At 34.2% G+C, this 21,436-nt stretch carries 16 protein-coding genes and 2 pseudogenes; 2 read left to right on the top strand and 16 right to left on the bottom strand.

Annotated features, from left to right (window positions below; translation table 11 throughout):
• Positions 1-64 precede the first annotated feature (64 nt).
• Positions 65-1,287 (top strand): annotated as a pseudogene (locus tag BHY08_RS03970) (ISL3 family transposase).
• A gap of 205 nt (positions 1,288-1,492) precedes the next feature.
• Here the strand turns inward: BHY08_RS03970 and BHY08_RS03965 are convergent.
• From BHY08_RS03965 to uvrB, 15 genes and pseudogenes are all read right to left on the bottom strand, one after another.
• Positions 1,493-1,846, bottom strand: a complete 354-nt coding sequence (locus tag BHY08_RS03965) for a phage holin family protein (protein ID WP_071456640.1) — start codon at positions 1,844-1,846, stop codon at positions 1,493-1,495.
• Positions 1,846-2,163: a PspC domain-containing protein gene (locus BHY08_RS03960; protein ID WP_071456639.1), complete on the bottom strand. Its 318-nt coding sequence runs from the start codon at positions 2,161-2,163 to the stop codon at positions 1,846-1,848. The genes BHY08_RS03965 and BHY08_RS03960 overlap by 1 nt, the downstream gene beginning before the upstream one ends.
• An 18-nt stretch (positions 2,164-2,181) precedes the next feature.
• Positions 2,182-3,681, bottom strand: a complete 1,500-nt coding sequence (liaX, locus tag BHY08_RS03955; protein ID WP_071456638.1) for a daptomycin-sensing surface protein LiaX — start codon at positions 3,679-3,681, stop codon at positions 2,182-2,184.
• Between the two features lie 208 nt (positions 3,682-3,889).
• Positions 3,890-4,308, bottom strand: a pseudogene (gene tnpA / locus BHY08_RS03950) (IS200/IS605 family transposase).
• Positions 4,309-4,545: 237 nt separating this feature from the next.
• On the bottom strand, positions 4,546-5,847 hold the full coding sequence (locus BHY08_RS03945; RefSeq protein WP_071456637.1) for a murein hydrolase activator EnvC family protein: 1,302 nt from the start codon (positions 5,845-5,847) through the stop codon (positions 4,546-4,548).
• Between the two features lie 168 nt (positions 5,848-6,015).
• Entirely contained in the window at positions 6,016-7,398 is a 1,383-nt protein-coding gene (gene argH, locus BHY08_RS03940; RefSeq protein WP_071456636.1) for an argininosuccinate lyase, read from the bottom strand.
• Between the two features lie 4 nt (positions 7,399-7,402).
• On the bottom strand, positions 7,403-8,599 hold the full coding sequence (locus tag BHY08_RS03935) for an argininosuccinate synthase (RefSeq protein ID WP_071456635.1): 1,197 nt from the start codon (positions 8,597-8,599) through the stop codon (positions 7,403-7,405).
• A gap of 198 nt (positions 8,600-8,797) precedes the next feature.
• Positions 8,798-9,475 (bottom strand): phosphate signaling complex protein PhoU, encoded by a 678-nt coding sequence (phoU, locus tag BHY08_RS03930; protein WP_071456634.1) that lies wholly within the window; start codon positions 9,473-9,475, stop codon positions 8,798-8,800.
• Positions 9,476-9,511: 36 nt separating this feature from the next.
• A complete protein-coding gene (pstB, locus tag BHY08_RS03925) occupies positions 9,512-10,264 on the bottom strand; it encodes a phosphate ABC transporter ATP-binding protein PstB (protein ID WP_071456633.1) in 753 nt (250 codons plus the stop codon).
• Between the two features lie 11 nt (positions 10,265-10,275).
• On the bottom strand, positions 10,276-11,085 hold the full coding sequence (pstB, locus tag BHY08_RS03920; RefSeq protein WP_071456632.1) for a phosphate ABC transporter ATP-binding protein PstB: 810 nt from the start codon (positions 11,083-11,085) through the stop codon (positions 10,276-10,278).
• 13 nt (positions 11,086-11,098) lie between these two features.
• The gene (gene pstA / locus BHY08_RS03915) at positions 11,099-11,983 is read right to left on the bottom strand and encodes a phosphate ABC transporter permease PstA (RefSeq protein ID WP_071456631.1); all 885 of its coding nucleotides are present in this window, start codon (positions 11,981-11,983) and stop codon (positions 11,099-11,101) included.
• On the bottom strand, positions 11,983-12,903 hold the full coding sequence (gene pstC / locus BHY08_RS03910) for a phosphate ABC transporter permease subunit PstC (RefSeq protein ID WP_071456630.1): 921 nt from the start codon (positions 12,901-12,903) through the stop codon (positions 11,983-11,985). Before pstC ends, pstA begins: the two co-directional genes overlap by 1 nt.
• A gap of 29 nt (positions 12,904-12,932) precedes the next feature.
• Positions 12,933-13,775: a phosphate ABC transporter substrate-binding protein PstS family protein gene (locus BHY08_RS03905; RefSeq protein ID WP_187363596.1), complete on the bottom strand. Its 843-nt coding sequence runs from the start codon at positions 13,773-13,775 to the stop codon at positions 12,933-12,935.
• 244 nt (positions 13,776-14,019) lie between these two features.
• Entirely contained in the window at positions 14,020-16,842 is a 2,823-nt protein-coding gene (uvrA, locus tag BHY08_RS03900; RefSeq protein ID WP_071456628.1) for an excinuclease ABC subunit UvrA, read from the bottom strand.
• A 12-nt stretch (positions 16,843-16,854) separates the two neighbouring features.
• A complete protein-coding gene (gene uvrB, locus BHY08_RS03895; protein ID WP_071456627.1) occupies positions 16,855-18,855 on the bottom strand; it encodes an excinuclease ABC subunit UvrB in 2,001 nt (666 codons plus the stop codon).
• A gap of 150 nt (positions 18,856-19,005) precedes the next feature.
• Between uvrB and BHY08_RS03890 the strand changes: the two genes are divergently transcribed.
• The gene (locus tag BHY08_RS03890) at positions 19,006-20,364 is read left to right on the top strand and encodes a C1 family peptidase (protein WP_071457820.1); all 1,359 of its coding nucleotides are present in this window, start codon (positions 19,006-19,008) and stop codon (positions 20,362-20,364) included.
• Between the two features lie 62 nt (positions 20,365-20,426).
• On the opposite strand, the gene BHY08_RS03885 is transcribed toward BHY08_RS03890, so the two are convergent.
• Positions 20,427-21,371, bottom strand: a complete 945-nt coding sequence (locus tag BHY08_RS03885) for an LCP family glycopolymer transferase (RefSeq protein ID WP_071456626.1) — start codon at positions 21,369-21,371, stop codon at positions 20,427-20,429.
• Positions 21,372-21,436: the final 65 nt, after the last annotated feature.

Raw genomic sequence — 21,436 nt, 5'->3', positions numbered from 1 at the left:
AAGGGGCATTCTTATTGGTAAAATTCAGTCGTCTATAACTAACATTACAAAGGAGAATACCCCTATGGATAATAATACAAGAAAACTACTCAATTTAACCGATGATTCTCTTATTTTTAATAAGGATTGGCTGTCTCGCGAAGCGAGAAACAACCGCTCAGTTAACATGATGACAGGAAAATTAGTGAATAAAGATAAGCAATGCCAGAAATGTGGATGTTATCAATCCGTTAAAAACGGAACGTATCAAACCATTAGTCAATTGCCTGAAGTTAAACGTTGCCCAACTTATCTGAAACTTCACAGAGAACGTTACCTTTGTAGAAACTATGGCTCAACTTTCAGTGCTTCTACTTCTCTAGTAGATGACTATTGTCACATTTCTAAACAGCTTAAATACCAAATTGCTTTTGACTTAAAAGAGAATCAATCACGTAAAAGAATCACAGAATGCCACAGTGTCTCTGAAAATACTGTTAAACGTGTGTTAGTATCATTTACGAATAACCAGCAACCAACTTTTAACTTCTTGCCTAGGGCTCTTTGTATAGATGAGTTTAGCTCTACTTCTGATTGTCATGCTGGAATGAGCTTTATTTGTGCTGATGCGGCATCTAAAAAAATAATCGATATCTTACCTGATACAAGATTGCATAAATTGGTTTCTTACTTTATGAAGTATTCCAGAAAATCACGTTTAAAAGTAAGATTTTTGGTCATGGACATGAATGCAAGTTACGGTCAACTATTAAAAACAGTCTTTCCAAACGCCGAAATCGTTACAGATCGATTTCATATCATTCAACATATTAACCGCTCTTTCAACACCTTAAGAATAAAAGAAATGAATCAGCTAAAACGCCACAATCACAGTATCGAAGATTAAAGCGTTATTGGAAACTCCTTTTAAAGGACAGTTCTGAATTAAACTATAAACACTTTTATTATCATCCTTTATTCAAGAGAAATATGTCATCTACCGAATTGGTAGATGAGTTACTTTCTTATAGTTCTCTATTAACAAAAGCGTATCATTTTATCCAAAAATTGAAGTATGCTTATAGAACCAACGATTATGTCTTATTTTTAGAGTGATGTTCAAAGATACCTGTTGAATTACCAAAGTATTTTAAAGACAAATTCAAGATATTTGGTAAGTTCTCCCAAGGAGTCATGAATGCCTTTAAATACTCCTATTCAAATGGTTTCTTAGAAGGCATTAATAATAAAATTAAAGTAATTAAACGTGTTGCCTATGGCTATCGAAACTTTCTACTATTCAAATGACGTATCTTTTTGATTCAAAATCAAGTTTTTCAAGTTAAATAAAAAAGCGAGAGAATTTCTTCCCTCACTCCAATTAATTCTATTTCATTTTTAAGAATTTTTATTAATATTACTGTTCATTGACACGATTTGACATAGATCCTAAATAATTTTTCACAAATAAAAAGCATACAGTGAATTAACACTATATGCTTTGACTTCTATATTAATAGCGATCCATATGTTTATTGATAACAATCGAGTTTATCATCGATAAGAGTAGCGATATAAAAATCGCTGCTCCTAAACTAGAGAAAGCAAAATTTTGTTCACCGACTATGACTGAGGTCAACTTTAACATCATCCCATTAATCACGAAACTGAACAAGCCAAACGTGATTAAAGTAATCGGTAATGACAAAATATGAAGAATCGGCTTCACTAAAAAGTTCAATGCCGATAACACAATACTTGCCACAATTGCTATTACAAAACTATTCACGTAAAACATTGATGGAAATAACACTGATAATGATATAAACGCCAATGTATTAATAATCAGACGTTGAAAATATGTCACTAAAAGTCACTCCAGTCATCTTCTTCTACTTTTTGTGCTTCCTTACGAGGTCGTTTTGCTCTTCCTCTTTTTGATGATTCATCATATGGATAATCGTATCCTTCGTATGGTGAGCGTGTTTGACGCGGTTTATTTGATGCTGGGACGATTAAAGCTAAAATAATATACAACACGATTGGAGAACCAAATGTAAACATTGATAAAATCACATAGATGATTCTGACTAATGTTGGATCGATATTGAAATATTCTGCGATTCCAGCCAAAGTTCCGGTTAATACAATATTATTATTTGATTTAGTCAATTTTCTATTCATTCTTAATCACTCCATCTATTAGTCATTATCTTTTAAGTAAATACTTCCTGTTGTTGTATTTAAAGATAATTGAATCATTTCTTCTTCTTCACGAACAAACTCAACCATTTGATTCATTCGCTCTTTTTTCTCTTTCAAGATATCAATGTCTTCCAAACGATTTTTAATTGAGCCAAAGTTTGTTTGACAATCTGCTTGAATACCTGCTTGTTTGGCAAGGGAGACTTTAATATCACCATTTACCACAGTTGCTTTGATTTTTTTAGGTTTTAAATCAGTCGATGTCACTTTGATTGTACCATTAATTAATGACACACTTGTGTGTTCAATAGATGCTTTACTCACCACTTCACCATTAACTGTTTGAGCAATAAAATCAACAATCTCACTATTTTCTACTTTAATGTCACCATTTACACCTTCAACTTCTAACATAGTTGCTTTGACGTCAGATGCTTTAATTTTACCATTAGTTGATTTTAAGAACACATCACCTAATAACATATCTTCTATTTTAATATCACCATTTAACATTTTTACTGATACATGGTCAAATAGGTGTTTTGGTAAATAAAATTCTAATTCACAATTTAATCGTTTGTTTGGAATTTGGAATGAAATATTCTCTTCATCTACTACGATTTCACTGCGTTCGATAAATGCTTCAAATGGCGTGTTATTATTTAATTTACCATAGAACTTAACATTCGCAATAACTTTTACATCTGACTGGTCCCATGTTTTAAACTTAACTTTACCATTTGCTACTTTTACATCAATTAAGGTTGCCGTGCTATTTGGATATAAAAACTCATGTGTGAATGAATGTGAGCTAACTCCTGGTACTTTAATATTCACGTCTTTCCATTCAACATTATCTGATACGGTTGAACTAACAACATCCACTGTTTTTTTCAAGAATTCACCAAAGTATTTTCCTACTTCTTCTACTTTGCCTGTTGCCTGATTTATTTTTTCGTTTGTTTGCTCCTTCCACTCTTTTGGAATATCAAAACCTAAAATAGATTCTGTTTCTTGTGTATCATGTCGTTCTTTTTTAATAGATTTTAATTCTTCATTTAACTCAGCTTTTTCAGCAGTTAACTGAACGTCAGTTTCTTTTAAATAGGCTAAATCTTTTTTTAGTTGTTCACGTTCTGCTTCTTTTTCAGCTGTTAATGTTTCCAAATCTTCCATTGTATCAAACACCATTAATTGTTCTTCAATTTCTCGAATGTCTTGTCTTAATCCTTGAATTTTAACAGTTAACTCATCATATTCAACTGATTTTCTATTTTCTTCTTCTGCTAATCTCTCTAATATTTTTTCTAATGCTTCGCTATCGTTATAAGTCATTTCTTTTTTCTCATCAACTGTTGTGTGTTTAACTTGTTTGGCTTCAGCATCAATTAATTTTTCATCTTTTTCAGTCGCAATGTTTTCTAATAAAACAAGCCCCTCTTCTGTTGTTAAAATACCTTTTTTAACTAAGTCTAATATTCTTTCACGTTCGTTCATCGTATATCCTCCTCTTAACATCTCTATCTATACATTTCTAACCTACACTCATATTATGTCTCATTTTTATATAAATGTCATAGGACTTGAGATTGATTTATGACTGTATATGAAGACTTATTCCATTATCATCCTAAGAAAAACCACCAGTGAAAACTGGCTGTTTTTCTTATGCATCACATTTACTCTCGAAACCTAAAATGGTTACTTATTTCTTTTTATTTTTCTCTCCTGTGAACGGATTATATTTTTCAAATAATGTAAGCTGATCTGCTACATAATCTTTTTGAATTTGATTTCTTATGTATTTTTCAATTTGCTTTTTATTTCTTCCAACCGTATCTACATCATAACCTCGATACCAAAATTTTCTGTTTCCATAACGATCTTTTAGCTCTGCATGTCTATCAAAAATCATTAAACTACTTTTTCCTTTAAATAACCTATAAAACCGGAAACACTAAGTTTAGGTGGAATGCTTACTAACATATATAGATGGTCCTTACAACCATTAGCTTCTATGATTTCAACACCTTTTCTTTCGCATAAATCGCGCAATATTTCTTCAACACTTTTCTTATATTTTCCATAGATTATTTAGCGTCTATATTTCGGTGCAAAAACGATGTGATACTTACATTTCCATGTTGTGTGTGATAAACTTTAATTGTCCTTTTTCATAAGGAACCTCCTTGTGATTTGATAGTTTGTGGTCGGGAAACCAAGTCTATTTTATCATTTTAGGAGGATTTTTTAATACCACGCTGGAGGCTCTTTAGAACTACCCGCATAGCCGGTGGTTTTCAATACATATAAAAAATAAAAACCTTAAAATCAACTTTAAGGTTTTTTATCTAACGGTTATTAAAATGAAAGGATTGAAGAAGGATCAATAAATCCACTCCATAACCCTGAACTGATACCAAAATGCAAATGGGCACCAGTAGAATTACCAGTTGAGCCAACTGTTCCAATTGTTTCACCAGCTTGAACCACTGATCCAACGCTTGTTCTAATATTTGTCATATGCATGTAGTAAGTAAATAAACCATTATCATGTAAAATAATTACGTGGTTACCAGCACTTGGATGATAGCTTGCTTCAACAACTTTACCTGCTCTAGATGCTAAAATAGGTGTGCCAGCACCAATTGCTAAATCAATTCCATCATGGTGACTACCTGAATAACCAGTCGGATCAGGTCTTGATCCAAACCTACTAGTAACAGTATATCCACCAGCTAACGGTAAAGCAAAACCACCCTGACTTGGCAAAGACACCACTTCATTTGGTTTCTCATCTGACTGATTATTATTACTTTGTCCGATGGCACTAGATGGTTTTGATGGTGAAATGCTATCTTGTGCTTCTAATTGTTTTTCTTCAGCTTCTTTTTGTTCTTTTTTACGTTGCTCTTCTAGCTCTTTCTTAGCCGCTTCTTTTTTTTCAGAAAGTTCTTTTAAGCGTTTTTTATTCTCTTCGGCAATACGTTCTGCTTCTTCTTTTTGTGATTGTAATGCAGATTTATTACCAGATTCTTTTGATAATTCTTTCAGAATCGTTTCTGCTAGAGCAACCTGTGTTGCTTTATTTTGTTCTAATGTTTCTTGTTTTGTTTTTAGTTCTTCAGCTGTTTTGTTAACTTCATCAACCTTTTTACTCAAAGTTGCCTTTTTCTTATCAAGGGCTACTTGATCCTTTTTTTGTGCTTCCATTACATCCTTATTAGCAGAAACTAACTTAGTATAAGCCACAGTACGACTCAACGCATCTGATATTGATTCAGAATCTAACACAATATTCATTAAATCTTGGTCTTCCTGATTTATTTGTGCTGATCTTGCTTGATTTTCAATTTGTTTGTTACGTTTTTCGATGATTACTTTTAACTCATCAATTTCTTTTGTTAATTCATTAATCTCTTTTTCTAATAATGCTTTTTCCGATAAAATCTTATCTATATCTGAATCGATTTTACTAATTGTAGCATTCAATTCTTCTAACGATTTATCTGATTCATTTTTCTTTGATGTTAAGTCATCTATTTTTTTTTGCGCATTTTCTATTTTTTTATCAACAGTCTCAGCTTTAATAACTGCTGGGCAGACAAATCCAGATAGTGTTGTGGTTAATAAGGTTACGGCAATGGCTTTTTTAAATCTCATCTATCTTTTAACTCCGATTCTATCTTTATTTATACTATAAACTATAACATAGTTTATTCATACTTTTGTTACAAAAAAATTACATTTTTTTAGGTAACTGTCATTTTCTTGAGATTTACTGTCATATAATAAAATATCATAAAAAAACCGTTATAAAATAACGATTTTTTATGATGTTAATTGTGTTTTCGCTTGGTCAATTTGTTGTAAAACTTGCATAAACCCTGTCCCACCATAACTATTGCGTCTTTCGACTGCCGTTTTAGATTGTAATACGTCATAAATATCATCTTCTATCAAGTCAGATAATTCTTTATAACGGGACAATGGAACGTCTTGTAAAAAGTTTCCTGATTGCGTACATTCTAAGACAAGAGAGCCTACAATTTCGTGTGCTTTTCTAAAAGGAATCCCTTTAGTGGCCAGATAATCAGCTAGTTCAGTCGCATTTGAAAAATCTTTTTCTGTTGAATACAACATTCTTTCTTCGTTTACTGTCATACTTTCTAGCATGCCTGCCAAAATATCAATCGACACCGAAATTGTTTCCACCGTATCAAACATACCTTCTTTATCTTCTTGTAAATCTTTATTATATGCTAAAGGAAGTGACTTCATCACTGTTAAAAGTGAAAACAGATTACCATAAACTCTACCTGTTTTACCACGGATTAACTCTGCCATATCAGGATTTTTTTTCTGCGGCATAATAGAAGACCCTGTAGAAAAGGTATCTGATAACGTAATATATTGACATTCATTTGAACACCATGATACAAGTTCCTCACAAATTCGAGACATGTGCATCATTAGTAAGCTCGCATTCGTTAAAAACTCTACAATAAAATCACGATCAGATACAGCGTCTAACGAATTGGTATAAATTGCTTCAAAGCCCATTAACTCAGCAGTCAATTCTCTATCAATTGGGAAGGTTGTCCCTGCTAGAGCTGCAGCACCTAATGGCGAAATATCAGTATGTGAAATATTAAATTCAAAACGCTCACTGTCACGAGTAAACATACTATAATATGCCATAAAGTAGTGACCTAAAGAAATCGGTTGGGCATGTTGCAAATGCGTATAACCTGGCATGATCGTTTTAACGTGTTTCTCAGCAAGAGCCACTAAGACATGGCGTAAATGACTTAGTCTCTCAATAATATCACCTAAATGATATTTTAGGTAAAGATGCATGTCAGTTGCAACTTGATCATTTCGTGAACGAGCAGTGTGCAACTTTCCCGCAACTGCCCCTACTTTTTGAGTTAACAATACTTCGATATTCATATGAATGTCTTCATTCGTCACATCAAACACAAGTTTTCCTTCATGGTACTCTGCTAATAACTCTTCTAAACCTTTAACTAATGTTTCAGCTTCTACTAAATCAATGATGCCAGTTTGCCCAAGCATTTTAGCATGTGCAATTGACCCTTTAATATCGAACTCTGCCATTTTTTGGTCAAATGTGATAGATGCACCAAACTCTTCAACCCAACTCTCTAAACTTTGTTCAAATCTACCGCCCCATAGTTTTTCATTTTTCATTGAATTACTCCTTTGGGTCATTGACTTCGGCATTAACTTTTGTTGGTAAGCCCCATAATTTGATAAAACCAATGGCAGCATCTTGATCAAATGTATCTGCACTTGTATAAGTTGCTAAGTTTTCATCATATAATGAGTTTGGTGATTTTCTTGCGACAACTGTGGCATTGCCTTTATATAATTTCACTTTGGCTGTTCCGTTCACCACTTTTTGCGTTTCTTTAATATACGCCAAAATTGCTTGAGTGGCTGGATTAAACCATAAAGCATTGTAAATTAAGTTTGATAGTTCATTTTCTAAGATTGGTTTAAAGTGAGATACTTCGCGAACCAATGTTAAATCTTCAATTTCTTTGTGAGCAGTTAATAATGTAATAGCTCCTGGGCACTCATATATTTCACGAGATTTAATACCAACTAAACGATTTTCTACATGGTCAATTCGTCCAACACCATGTTTACCTGCCAATACATTTAATTCTTGAATTAACTCTGCTAAGCTATATTTTTTCCCATTGATACTTACTGGTACACCTTGTTCGAACGTAATGTCTACATACTCAGGTGTGTCTGGTGCATTCTCTGGAGAAACAGTTAAAGCATATGCTTCTTCTGGTGCTTCATTCCAAGGATTTTCTAATACACCACACTCATTCGCACGTCCCCATAAGTTTTGATCAACAGAATAAGGATTGTCTAAATCAGCTGGAACTGGCACACCATTTTCTTTTGCATAATTAATTTCTTCTTCACGAGACCATTTCCATTCACGAACTGGAGCAATCACTTTAAGTTTGGGATCAAGCGAGGCAATTGCGACTTCAAAACGAACCTGGTCATTTCCTTTTCCTGTACAACCATGAGCAATCACTGTTGCATCAACTTGATGAGCTAATTCAACTAATTTTTTTGAAATTAACGGACGACTTAAGGCTGAAACCAATGGGTATTTTTGTTCGTAGTAAGCATGTGCTTGTAAAGCTGGTAAAACAAACTCCGTCGCAAACTCTTCACGAACATCAATCACATATGATTCAATAGCACCAACTGTCAACGCTTTTTCTTTAATAAAATCTAAATCTTTCCCTTCACCTACATCTAAACACACTGCTACTACATCATAATCTTTTTTTAACCAACTAATCGCAACAGATGTATCTAATCCACCAGAATAGGCTAAAACTACTTTTTCTTTTGTCATATTACCTTCCTCCATTTACACTATTTAAATTATGTTCAATATTATCCGTTTTAAAACGTAAAGTCAACATATTTATTCATAAATAAATACAAAAATTAATATTTACCCGTTTAAAGCCTATTTTAATGAATATTACTTTGATTTAAATGCATAAAAAAATCCATTAAGATACTTATTAGATATCTTAATGGATTTTTTTTATTCATCTTCGTGCATCGTTGCAGCTAATTCGGAAATTTTTCCAGTTCGTAAGTAGATGATCCACTCACAAATATTACATACATAGTCACCAATTCTCTCTAAATAACCAGCAACTTGTAAATAATCAGCACCAACAATAACCGTTTCGGTATCTTGTTCCATTGCTTTAATTGAATGACGATAAATTGACTTGAAGTAATCATTCGTCACACGATCACTTTGTGCTATGGTAATAGCTTTATCACTGTCAGTATGAATATATGCATCTAAAACTGAGCTCACCATCCCCATAACGTGTGTCGCCATGTCAGAAATCTCATCTTCGATAGACAGAACACGTTTTGTTCCCTTTAGACGAATCGTTGCCTTAGCAATCGATACAGCATGGTCTCCCATTCTTTCTAGGTCAGAACTTGCTTTCATAATAGTCACAATTCGTCTTAAGTCCGTCGTAACAGGTTGTTGCAGAGCAATCATCTCAAAACTTTTCTTTTCTAATCCTAATTCTTGTGCATTAATTTCACTATCAGCTTCAATTACTTCTTTAGCTAATGATTTATCATGATCAATAAATGCACGAACAGAGTTACTGATTGCGACGTTTACATCATTACCCATTTTTTCAAATTTATCATGTAGGTTTTGTAAATCTTCTTCAAATTGACTTCTAAGCATCTCTTCATCTCCTTTATAATCTGTTTTACACGTACCTTAACCGAATTTACCGGTAATATAATCTTCTGTTTCTTTTTCGCTTGGATTTAAGAATATTTTTTTTGTTTTATCGTATTCTATTAAGTCACCATTTAAAAAGAAAGCTGTTTTATCAGAAATACGTGATGCTTGCTGCATGTTATGTGTCACCATAATCATTGTATAATCATTCTTTAATTCTAACAGCATATTTTCTATTTTACCACTAGAAACCGGATCAAGAGCACTAGTTGGCTCATCCAGTAAAATCACTTCAGGCTGAACAGCTAGTACACGTGCAATACACACTCGTTGTTGTTGTCCTCCTGATAAAGAAAGAGCACTCTTATTTAATTTATCCTTTACATCGTCCCATACAGCTGCAGCTTTTAAACTTTCTTCCACTATTCGATCTAATTCTTCTTTTGTATGCTTTCCTTCTAAACGCAATCCGTAAATAACATTTTCATAAATACTAAATGGAAATGGATTAGGTTGTTGGAATACCATTCCTATTTGTTTTCTTAATGTCACAATATCCGTTTTTGGACTATAGATATCACTATCTTTATAAGTCACTTTTCCTGTAATTGTAACAGACGGGATTAAGTCGTTCATACGGTTTAACGTTCTTAAAAATGTAGACTTTCCACAACCAGATGGACCAATTAATGCCGTAATGCCACCTTGATCAAAGTCCATTGTAATTCCCTTTAAAGCCTCATTCTTCCCATAATATAAATGCAAATCGTTTGATTCTATTATTGACATAACGTTCCTCCTTAACCAAAGTGACCTGAAACATAATCTTCAGTAGCTTGTATTTTTGGTCGCGTAAAGATTTTTTTCGTTTGATCATATTCTAATACTTTTCCCATATAAAAGAACGCAGTATAGTCACTAATACGAGATGCTTGTTGCATATTATGCGTAACAATGACAATCGTATAGTCTTCTTTTAAGTTAATCAATGTCTCTTCTACTTTACTAGTAGAAATAGGATCTAGTGCACTAGCGGGCTCATCTAATAGCAAAATATCTGGTTTCATGGCAATCGCACGTGCAATACACAATCTCTGCTGTTGTCCTCCTGATAAAGCTAACGCACTTTTATGCAAATTATCTTTTACTTGATCCCACAGTGCTGCCTGTTTCAAACTTGTCTCTACGACTTCATCCAATATTTTTTTATCTTTTTGTCCGTGTCGTTTTAAGGCAAAGGTAATATTTTCATAAATGGACTTACTGAAAGGATTAGGTCTTTGAAAAACCATCCCGATATGTTTTCTCATCTCATAAACATCTACTCTCGATGAATTGATATCGGTATTTTTATAAATAATATCACCTGTTACTTTCGTTCCATCTATTTGATCATTCATACGATTTAAAGAACGCAAATATGTTGATTTACCACAACCTGAAGGGCCAATAAGTGAGGTGATTTTATTTTTTTCGAATTGTAATGATACTCCTTTTATAGCTTCATTTGTACCATACCAAACATGTATATCTTTTGTTTCTAATGCAATATCTTGCTCATTCTCATTCAGTTTTATAATATGCGTATCATCAGTGTTATAAGTTTTCATCTAAATCCCCAATCTAAGCTGATGTAATTTTTTTGTGCAATTTTTTACCTAAGAAGCGTGCTAGAAAGTTAAATAATAAAACAGCGATAATTAAAACAGCAGAAGCTCCTGCTGATACTTGAGGCCCATCTGGCATATTTCCCTCACTATTAATCTTCCAAATATGGACCGCTAATGTTTCTGCTTGTCTAAAGATATTTAATGGACTAGAAATACTTAATGGATTCCAATTTGTAAAGTCTAATGCCGGTGCACTTTGTCCTGCTGTGTAAATTAATGCAGCGGCTTCACCAAAGATACGACCTGCTCCTAAAATGACCCCTGTTAAAATACCTGGTAATGCTTCTGGAATCACCACACGTGTAACAGTTTCCCAACGAGATAAACCAAGAGCTAATCCAGCTTCTCTTTGTGTATAGTGAACGGCTTTTAAAGACTCTTCTACGTTTCTTGTTAAAAGTGGTAAATTGAAAAATGTTAATGCTAACGCTCCTGAAATAATTGAAAAACCTAAGCCAGCTTGAATAACAAAAATCAAGAAACCAAACAAACCAACAACAACTGAAGGAAGCGAACTTAGTACCTCAATGGCTGTACGGATGGCGTTGGTAAAAAAGTTTTTCTTGGCGTACTCTGATAAATAAATACCAGCTCCTAATGAGATAGGAATACTAATTAACATTGTAATGATTAATAAATAGAACGAGTTAAACAACTGAATACCTATTCCACCACCTGCTTGAAAGCTTTTAGAAGGTGTTGTTAAAAAACTCCAGCTGATATGGGGTAAACCACGACCTAAAATGTACAAAATTAAGCTAGCTAAGATTAATGTAATAACACCAGCAATAGCGTATAACACACCTGTTGCGATTTTATCTGCTTTTTTAGCATTCATTATTTCATTTCTCCTTTTTTACCAATTAGTCGCGTTACAATATTAAAAAATAGAGACATTAATAACAATAGTAAAGCTAATGACCAAAGTGCATTATTTTCCAGTGTTCCCATAACAGTATTACCAATTCCCATAGTTAATACACTTGTAAGAGTTGATGCTGGTGTGATTAAATTATGCGGCATAAGTGACGCATTACCAATAACCATTTGAATCGCTAATGCTTCACCAAATGCTCGTGCCATACCAAATACAACTGCTGTTAAAATCCCCGGCACCGCTGCTCTTAATACAACTTTATAAATTGTTTGCCAACGCGTTGCTCCTAAGGCTAATGACGCTTCTCGATAATGTCGAGGGACTGCTCTTAGGGCATCTACTGTCATAGAGGTTACAGTTGGTAAAATCATAACAAATAAAACAAACGTACCAGCTAAAATACCAAAACCAGATCCACCAAACACACCACGAACAGCTGGTACTACAACTGATAAGCCGATAAAACCATAAACAACTGATGGAATACCAACTAATAACTCAATAACTGGTTGCAATACTTTTGTTCCAAGTTTAGGCGATATCTCCGTCATAAAAACTGCTGCTCCTATGGCAAAAGGCGTTGCAATAATCGCTGATAAAAGAGTGACGATAAATGATCCTGCAATCATTGGTAATGCTCCTACCAATGGCTTACCAGATTCACTCACTGATCCTGGATTCCATTCCTTTCCAAAAAGGAAATCAAAGACATTTACTTTGTCTTTAAAGAACGTTGCCAATCCTTTACTTGCGACAAAATAAAATATTGCGACAACGACAACAACAATAAATAAAATGGCGATAAAACTAATCGTCTTGCCAAATTGTTCCAACTTTGCTTTTTTCGATTTTTTTAGCAACTTGCTTTGAATATCTTCCAAAAATTTATCCTCCTATGAAACAACAATTTTTATTTGGAAATTTTTTGAATATTACCTTCAACATCGCGTTCCACTTGCATCTGTGAAACGGGTATATAACCTAGTTTAGGGACAATATTCTCTTGCACTTCATCTGACAACATATACTCTAGAAAATCTTTTGTTAAGCCTTCAGGTTCACCTTTTGTATACATATGTTCATAAGACCAGATAGTCCATTTATTGTCTTTAACATTGTCTTCAGTTGGTTTAACCCCATCAATATTTAATGTTGCAACATCTTTTGTTACATAAGAAAACGCCACATAACTAATTGCACCTGGTGTTGTGCTGACGATTTGACGAACCATTCCAGTTGAATCTTGTTCTTGAGATCCTTTTGGCTGTTTTCCGTCTAATACCCATTGTTCAAATGTGTGACGACTACCACTTCCTGCAGCACGATTAATCAAAACGACATCTTGATCTTTTCCGCCAACTTCCTTCCAATTTGTAATTTCACCTGTAAATATTTTTCTTAAATTTTCCATTGTAATATCTGAGACGCCAACTTCTTTATTGACAATTGGTGTTAATCCAACAATAGCAACTTTATGGTCAACTAATAGTTTACTGTCAATACCTTCTTTTTCTTCTGCAAATAAATCTGAATCTCCTATTTGTACGGCTCCGGCTTGAACTTGACTTAGCCCAGTTCCACTACCACCACCTTGTACATTAATAAATTTACCTAAATGATTACTACTATATTGTTCACCAGCAGCCTCAACAAGTGGTTGCATGGCAGATGATCCAACAGCATTTATCGATTCTCCATTATCAACTGCTCCACATCCAGTAACAGTCAGTATAAATCCAACTGATGCGATCATTTTTAACACTCTTTTCACGAATGTCCCCCCTAAATTTTTACAAAAAATTTACATATTGAAATAGTTCCTGACTTATCTCATGATAAACATATAATTTAGTAACATAAATTGCAAGTCTTTTTACATTTAATTTACAATGTAAACGCTTTAGAAAAATTATATTAAAAACAAACAAAAAACTCTCATAAAATAACGAAAAACGATAGAAAATATTCTACCGTTTTTGACATATTTATCCAAAAAATCAACATTCCATAATTTCTTTTAAATAATAGCCTGTATAGCTTTCTTCTACTTTAATAATATCCTCAGGTGTTCCAGTTGCAATGATCGTGCCACCGCCCTCTCCACCTTCTGGCCCTAAATCAATGACGTAGTCTGCTGTTTTTATGACGTCTAGATTATGTTCAATAACAAGGACTGTATTGCCACTATCTACTAAACGATTCAATACTTCTAGAAGTCGACTAATATCTTCTGTATGAAGACCTGTTGTTGGTTCATCTAATATATAGAAATTTTTACCTGACGAGCGTTTATGTAACTCACTTGCTAACTTCATACGTTGCGCTTCCCCACCAGATAGGGTAGTTGCTGATTGACCTAGTTTGACATAACCAAGTCCGACATCAACAATCGTTTGAAGTTTTCGATGAATTTTAGGAATTGCTTGGAAAAATTCCACGGCATCTTCCACTGTCATTTCTAAAATCTCAGCAATGTTTTTTCCTTTATATCGAACTTCTAGTGTTTCAGAATTATAGCGTTGTCCATGACACACTTCACATGGTACATAAACATCTGGTAAGAAATGCATTTCGATTTTGATGATTCCATCACCTCGACATGCTTCACATCTTCCGCCTTTCACATTAAAACTGAAACGACCTTTTTTATAACCACGTGTTTTAGCTTCATTTGTTTTAGCAAATAAATCACGTATATCATCAAACACACTCGTATAAGTTGCTGGATTACTTCTTGGTGTTCGTCCAATCGGACTTTGGTCAATATCAATGATTTTTTCAATCGATTCATAGCCTGTAATCTTATCAAACTTACCAGGTTTAGCTGAATTACGATTAATTTTTTGAGCCAGAGCTTTCTTTAAAATCGTATTAACCAATGTACTCTTTCCAGAACCAGACACACCAGTAACCGCGACAAATTTCCCCATTGGAAACTCAACAGATAGATTTTTCAAGTTATTTTCTTTTGCTCCAGTAATTTTTACACTTTCTCCATTACCTTTACGACGTTCTTTCGGCACGTCAATTTTTCTCCTACCCGATAAATATTGACCTGTCAATGAATTTTTATCTTTTTCCACTTCTTCAGGCGTGCCAGCTGAAATAATTTGTCCACCTTGCTCTCCTGCTCCAGGTCCGATGTCAATTAAATAATCAGCTGCCCTCATTGTATCTTCATCATGTTCCACAACAACTAATGTATTGCCTAAATCACGCATCTTTTTCAATGAATCAATCAAACGATTATTGTCTCGTTGATGTAACCCAATAGATGGCTCATCTAAAATGTATAAAACCCCTGAAAGATTTGAACCAATCTGGGTTGCTAAACGAATACGTTGTGCTTCTCCACCAGACAGTGTTCCAGCTGAACGGCTAAGAGTCAAATAGCCTAATCCAACGTTTTCTAAGAAACTCAATCTATCTCTAATTTCTTTTAAAATTGGTTGTGAAATCATTGTATCTTGTTCGCCAAAGTTTAGCTCAGACATATAGTTTAACGAATGATTCACTGATAATTCACTGATTTCTCCAATATGTTTTCCATCTATTTTCACTGATAAAGCTTCTTTATTTAAACGATAGCCCTGACACGTTTCACACGTTAATTCAGTCATATATAGCTTCATTTGTTCTCTCGTGTAATCACTATTTGTTTCGTGATAACGGCGATTTATATTAGTCAAAATCCCTTCAAATGGAATATCAACATCACGCACGCCACCAAATTCGTTTTTATAATGAAAATGGAAGGTTTTTTCTCCTGATCCTCTAAATAATAATTCCTTTTGCTCTTTAGTCAGATCTTTAAATGGTATATCAAAATCAATGCCAAATTGCTCGCAAGCTTGCTCTAACATATTGGGGTAATAATTTGAGCTGATTGGATTCCACGGTGCAATTGCCCCTTCACGTAATGTTTTCGTCTCATCTGGAACAACCAAGTCTGCATCAACCTCTAATTTAACACTCAATCCATCACACTCTGGACACGCTCCAAATGGTGTATTAAATGAGAACAATCGAGGCTCAATATCGCCAACTGTAAAGCCGCAATAAGGACATGCATAATGTTCGCTAAATAGCATCTCTTCTTGATCCATAATATCAACCAATACATAGCCATCTGCTAATCGTAATGCCAGTTCAAGTGAGTCAAATAATCTTGAGCGAACCCCATCTTTTATCACAATACGGTCAACGATAATTTCAACATCATGCTTTTTATTTTTTTCTAACTCTGGCACTTCAGAAATGTCATAGGTTTTCCCATCAACTCTTACTCGGACAAACCCATCTTTTTTGATTTTTTCAAATACTTTTTTGTGTTGTCCTTTTTTTCCACGAATGAGTGGTGCTAGAATTTGAATTTTCGTTCTTTCTTCTAACTCTAACAACTTATCTGTCATTTGTTCCGGAGACTGACTACTAATTTTCGTGCCATCATTTGGACAAATAGGCTCACCTACTCGAGCAAATAATAGTCTTAAATAATCATTTATCTCTGTGACGGTCCCAACCGTTGATCGTGGATTTTTACTGGTTGTTTTTTGGTCGATTGAAATTGCTGGACTCAACCCATCAATACTATCAACATCTGGCTTGTCCATTTGCCCTAAAAATTGTCGTGCGTATGAGGACAAACTTTCGACATAACGACGTTGCCCTTCAGCGTATAACGTGTCAAATGCTAATGAACTTTTTCCTGAGCCAGAAAGCCCCGTAATCACGACGAGTTTATCTCTTGGAATCGTTACATCTATGTTTTTTAAATTATGTGCTCTTGCACCATGTATTACTATTTTGTCATTTGCCATCTGATTTATCTCCTATTTACCTGCTTTTAATTCGAGTAATGTGTCCCTAAGTGTTGCCGCTTTTTCAAAGTCTAACGCTTTAGCCGCATCTTTCATTTGCAATTCGATATCTAATAAAACAGCTTCTTTACCTTCACTATCCATTGCATTATATTGATCTTTGATTGATACTACTTCGACTGATTCATCTTCACTCTCTTTTGTAATGCGAATCAAATCACGAATATCTTTCTTAATCGTTTTTGGTACAATACCATGTTCGGCATTATATTCTTCCTGAATGGTACGACGACGACTTGTTTCAGACATTGCTCGCTCCATTGAGTCTGTAATCTTGTCAGCATACATAATAACTTTACCATCGGCGTTTCTTGCGGCACGTCCAATCGTTTGAATAAGTGAGCGTTCACTACGTAAGAACCCTTCTTTATCAGCATCAAGTATCGCAACAAGTGATACTTCTGGGACGTCTAATCCCTCACGCAATAAGTTAATCCCAATTAAAACATCAAACTCACCTAATCGTAAATCGCGAATAATTTCTGTTCTTTCAAGTGTTTTTATGTCACTATGTAAATATTTTACTTTAATTCCTAATTCTTTAAAATAATCCGTTAAGTCTTCTGACATTTTTTTAGTCAATGTCGTTATAAACACACGTTCATTTCGTTCCACACGTTCATATATTTCCCCAACTAAATCATCAATTTGCCCCATGATTGGTCTTACTTCAATCACTGGATCGAGTAAACCAGTTGGTCTAATAATTTGTTCTACAATGTCATCTGTTTGTTCCATTTCATATGGCCCAGGAGTAGCAGACACATACATAATTTGGTCCACTTTTTCTTCAAATTCTTCTAATCTAAGTGGTCGGTTATCTAACGCACTAGGTAATCTAAACCCATAGTCCACTAACATTTGTTTTCTTGCTCTATCCCCGTTATACATGCCCCTAATTTGTGGCATCGTCACGTGGGATTCATCAACCATAATCAGAAAATCATCAGGGAAGAAGTCAATCAACGTAAACGGTGCTTCTCCTTCACTTCGACCATCCATATGTCGTGAATAATTTTCAATACCAGAACAATAGCCCATCTCACGCATCATCTCGATATCATAGTTCGTCCGTTGCTCTAATCGCTGAGCTTCTAATAATTTTTCTTCACTTCTTAATTCTTTAAGTCGGTCATCTAATTCTTTTTGGATTTTAGCGATGGCTTCTTCTAAATGCTCTTCGTTTGTCACAAAGTGTGTCGCAGGGAAAATTGCTATGTGCTCTCTATCACCAATAATTTCACCTGTTAAGGCATTAAACTCTCTAATGCGGTCAATCTCATCACCAAAAAATTCAATTCTTAAAGCAAAGTCATCTTTTGACGCTAAAAATATTTCGACCACATCACCACGTACACGAAAACGACCACGTTGAAAATCTATGTCATTACGCTCAAACTGAATATCAACTAAATTTCTAAGCAGTTGATCTCGTTCCATCTCCATTCCTTCACGTAAAGAAAGAACCTGATTTTGATACTCTCTAGGATCCCCAAGTCCATAAATACAAGACACAGAGGCCACGACAATCACGTCATTTCGCTCTAATAGGGAACTAGTCGCTGAATGACGTAATTTATCAATCTCATCATTAACGCTGGAATCTTTTTCAATATACGTATCACTTGAAGGAACATATGCTTCTGGTTGGTAGTAATCATAATAACTCACGAAATACTCTACTGCGTTATTGGGAAAAAATTCTTTAAACTCACTATATAATTGTCCGGCAAGTGTTTTGTTATGCGCAATAATCAAAGTTGGTTTATTAACCTCTTTTATTACATTAGACATGGTGAACGTTTTACCAGAACCTGTTACCCCCATTAATATTTGGGCTTTTTCATTATCTTCTATATTCTTTACTAATTGCTTAATCGCTTCCGGTTGATCCCCAGCCGGTTCGTATTTTGACACTAAATCAAAGGTATTGTTTGTTTGTCTATCAATCATGCTGAAACTCCTTTAGATTTACTTATTTTCTCAATTTTATCATACCGAACATACTTTCGCAAAACAGTTCGCACTGGAAAAATATAATCGATTTAGTGTTATTTTGAAGAATGTTGGAGTAGAATGGAAACAAAAGAAAGGTGTGGTTACATGGTTAAATCTATTTCAAATGAACAAGTCAAACATATGGAGCAAAAATATCTTGCTAATCGTGAGCATTTATTAAGCCAACGTGCAGTGATGAAAAATGGTATTTTAGCCTCATCAGAAAATCAAAAAGCAGTTGTTGAAAACAATCCCGTTTTCTCTATCGACTTAGATACAGGAAACGTGACAAATCAAAAACAAAGTGGTCGTTGTTGGATGTTTGCAGCCCTTAATACATTCAGACATGATGTCTTAAACAATCATCACATCAAAGACTTCGAATTATCTCAAAACTATACGTTTTTCTGGGATAAATTTGAAAAAGCAAATTATTTCTATGAAAATATCATCAAAACAAGTAATCAAGAATTAACTAGTCGTGAAGTGGCATTCTTACTTGCAACCCCTCAACAAGATGGTGGCCAATGGGATATGTTAGTAGCAATTATCCAAAAATATGGGATTGTGCCAAAAACAATCATGCTTGAAACAAACAGTAGTTCAAGCAGTCGTGAATTAAATACTTACTTAAATAAAAAATTAAGAAAAGATGCCTTAACATTAAGAACATTAATTACTAATGGCGCCTCTGAATCAGAAGTGGAAACACGTAAAATTGAATTGCTACAAGAAATCTATAACTTATTAAGTACCTCTCTAGGTACACCACCAACAGAATTTGATTATTCATATTATGATACAGATGGAAATTATCATTTAGAACAAGGGCTAACTCCTACTTCTTTCTATGATAAATACATTGGAACTGACTTAAATGATTATGTCAGCATTATCAATGCTCCAACAAAAGACAAACCTTACAATCAAGTCTATACAGTTGATATGTTAGGAAACGTCGTTGGCGGAAAAGAAGTTCGTCACTTAAACGTTGATATTGAAACATTTAAAAACTTAGCTATCGCGCAATTAAAAGATGGCGAAAGTGTTTGGTTTGGTTGTGATGTGGTGATTTGGTTTGGTTGTGATGTTGGACAGTCTTCCACAAGAGATACTGGTATTATGGCAACTGATATTTATAGTGTACAAGATACATTAGATATTAATTATGATATGAGTAAAGCAGAACGTTTAGATTATGGTGAAAGTTTAATGACTCATGCAATGGTCTTAACAGGCGTGAATTTAATTAATGACAAACCAACTAAATGGAAAGTTGAAAACAGTTGGGGAGATAAAGTTGGAACAAAAGGCTATTTTGTTATGAGTGATGATTGGATGAGTGAATATACTTATCAAGTCGTTGTGAATAAAAAATATCTTTCAGATGACTTAAAAGAAGTACTTAAAAAAGATGATGTGACAGTTTTAGCCCCATGGGATCCAATGGGTGCTTTAGCATAAAATAAAAGGCTTTAGCATAAAATAAAAGAGTTAACCACCTAATACGTGGTTAACTCCTTTTTCTATTTAAGTTGTGATTTAATCAAGTTTTGAACACGTACTAATTCTGTTTGAGGAATTTCTTGATACGAAATGCCATCAATCATAACGCCTTCTCCTTGAAGTGTTTCACTCTGAACATTTTTAAAACTGTCACGATACTTCATTGCTATATCAAACATTTCTTCTGGTTCTAAATCTGTCTTCATATTATTTTCAATTGCTTTTAAAATTTCTTTGTACCGTTTAACCCCTGTAAAACCTAATGCTTTATTGGCAATGGCTTCGATGACTTGTTGTTGACGTGCTTGACGACCATAATCACCATTAGGGTCTTCATATCGCATACGAGTATAGGCAAGTGCTTCTTCACCGTTTAATTTGATTGGACCTTTTTTAAATGTCATACCATCTTGCTCAAATTCAAATTTGTTTGTGACCTCTACTCCATCAACTGCATTGACCAATTCTTCAAATCCCATCATATTGATCCAAACATAATGATTTAATTTCATATCTAACAAATTGTCTACTGTATCCATCGCCATTTTGGCTTGACCATACGCATAAGCATGAGCCACTTTTTCAACCGTATCATGCCCAACAATCTCTGTTCTTGTATCACGTGGAATACTAATTAAGGTCGTTTTCTTTTCTTTAGGATTTACTGTTGCCACAAGCATTGTATCAGAACGCCCCACATCGTTACGTCCAAAATCACCTGTATCTATTCCTAACAGTAATACTGAAAATGGTTGACCTTCTTGAATATTCTTATCATCAGGTCGTCCTTTAACTGGTGCACTTACTTTGTTTGCAACATCTTTTACATCAAAATAAGTTTTAGCTAAGAAAATGCCTGTTCCTGCCAAAATCACAAGTAAAATTGTCAATAAGGCAATTACCGTTTTTTTTAATCCACTTGATTTCTTTTTTACTTTTTTGTGTCTTCTTGAATTATTGTCCATTATGCATCTCCCAAAATACTATAATTTAATAAACTAATTTTACCATACTGACTAATATAATTCTC

Source organism: Vagococcus teuberi (genome assembly GCF_001870205.1).
Classification (GTDB): domain Bacteria; phylum Bacillota; class Bacilli; order Lactobacillales; family Vagococcaceae; genus Vagococcus; species Vagococcus teuberi.
Note: the sequence above shows the minus strand (reverse complement) of the source record. Positions and strands in the feature narration are given on the sequence as shown.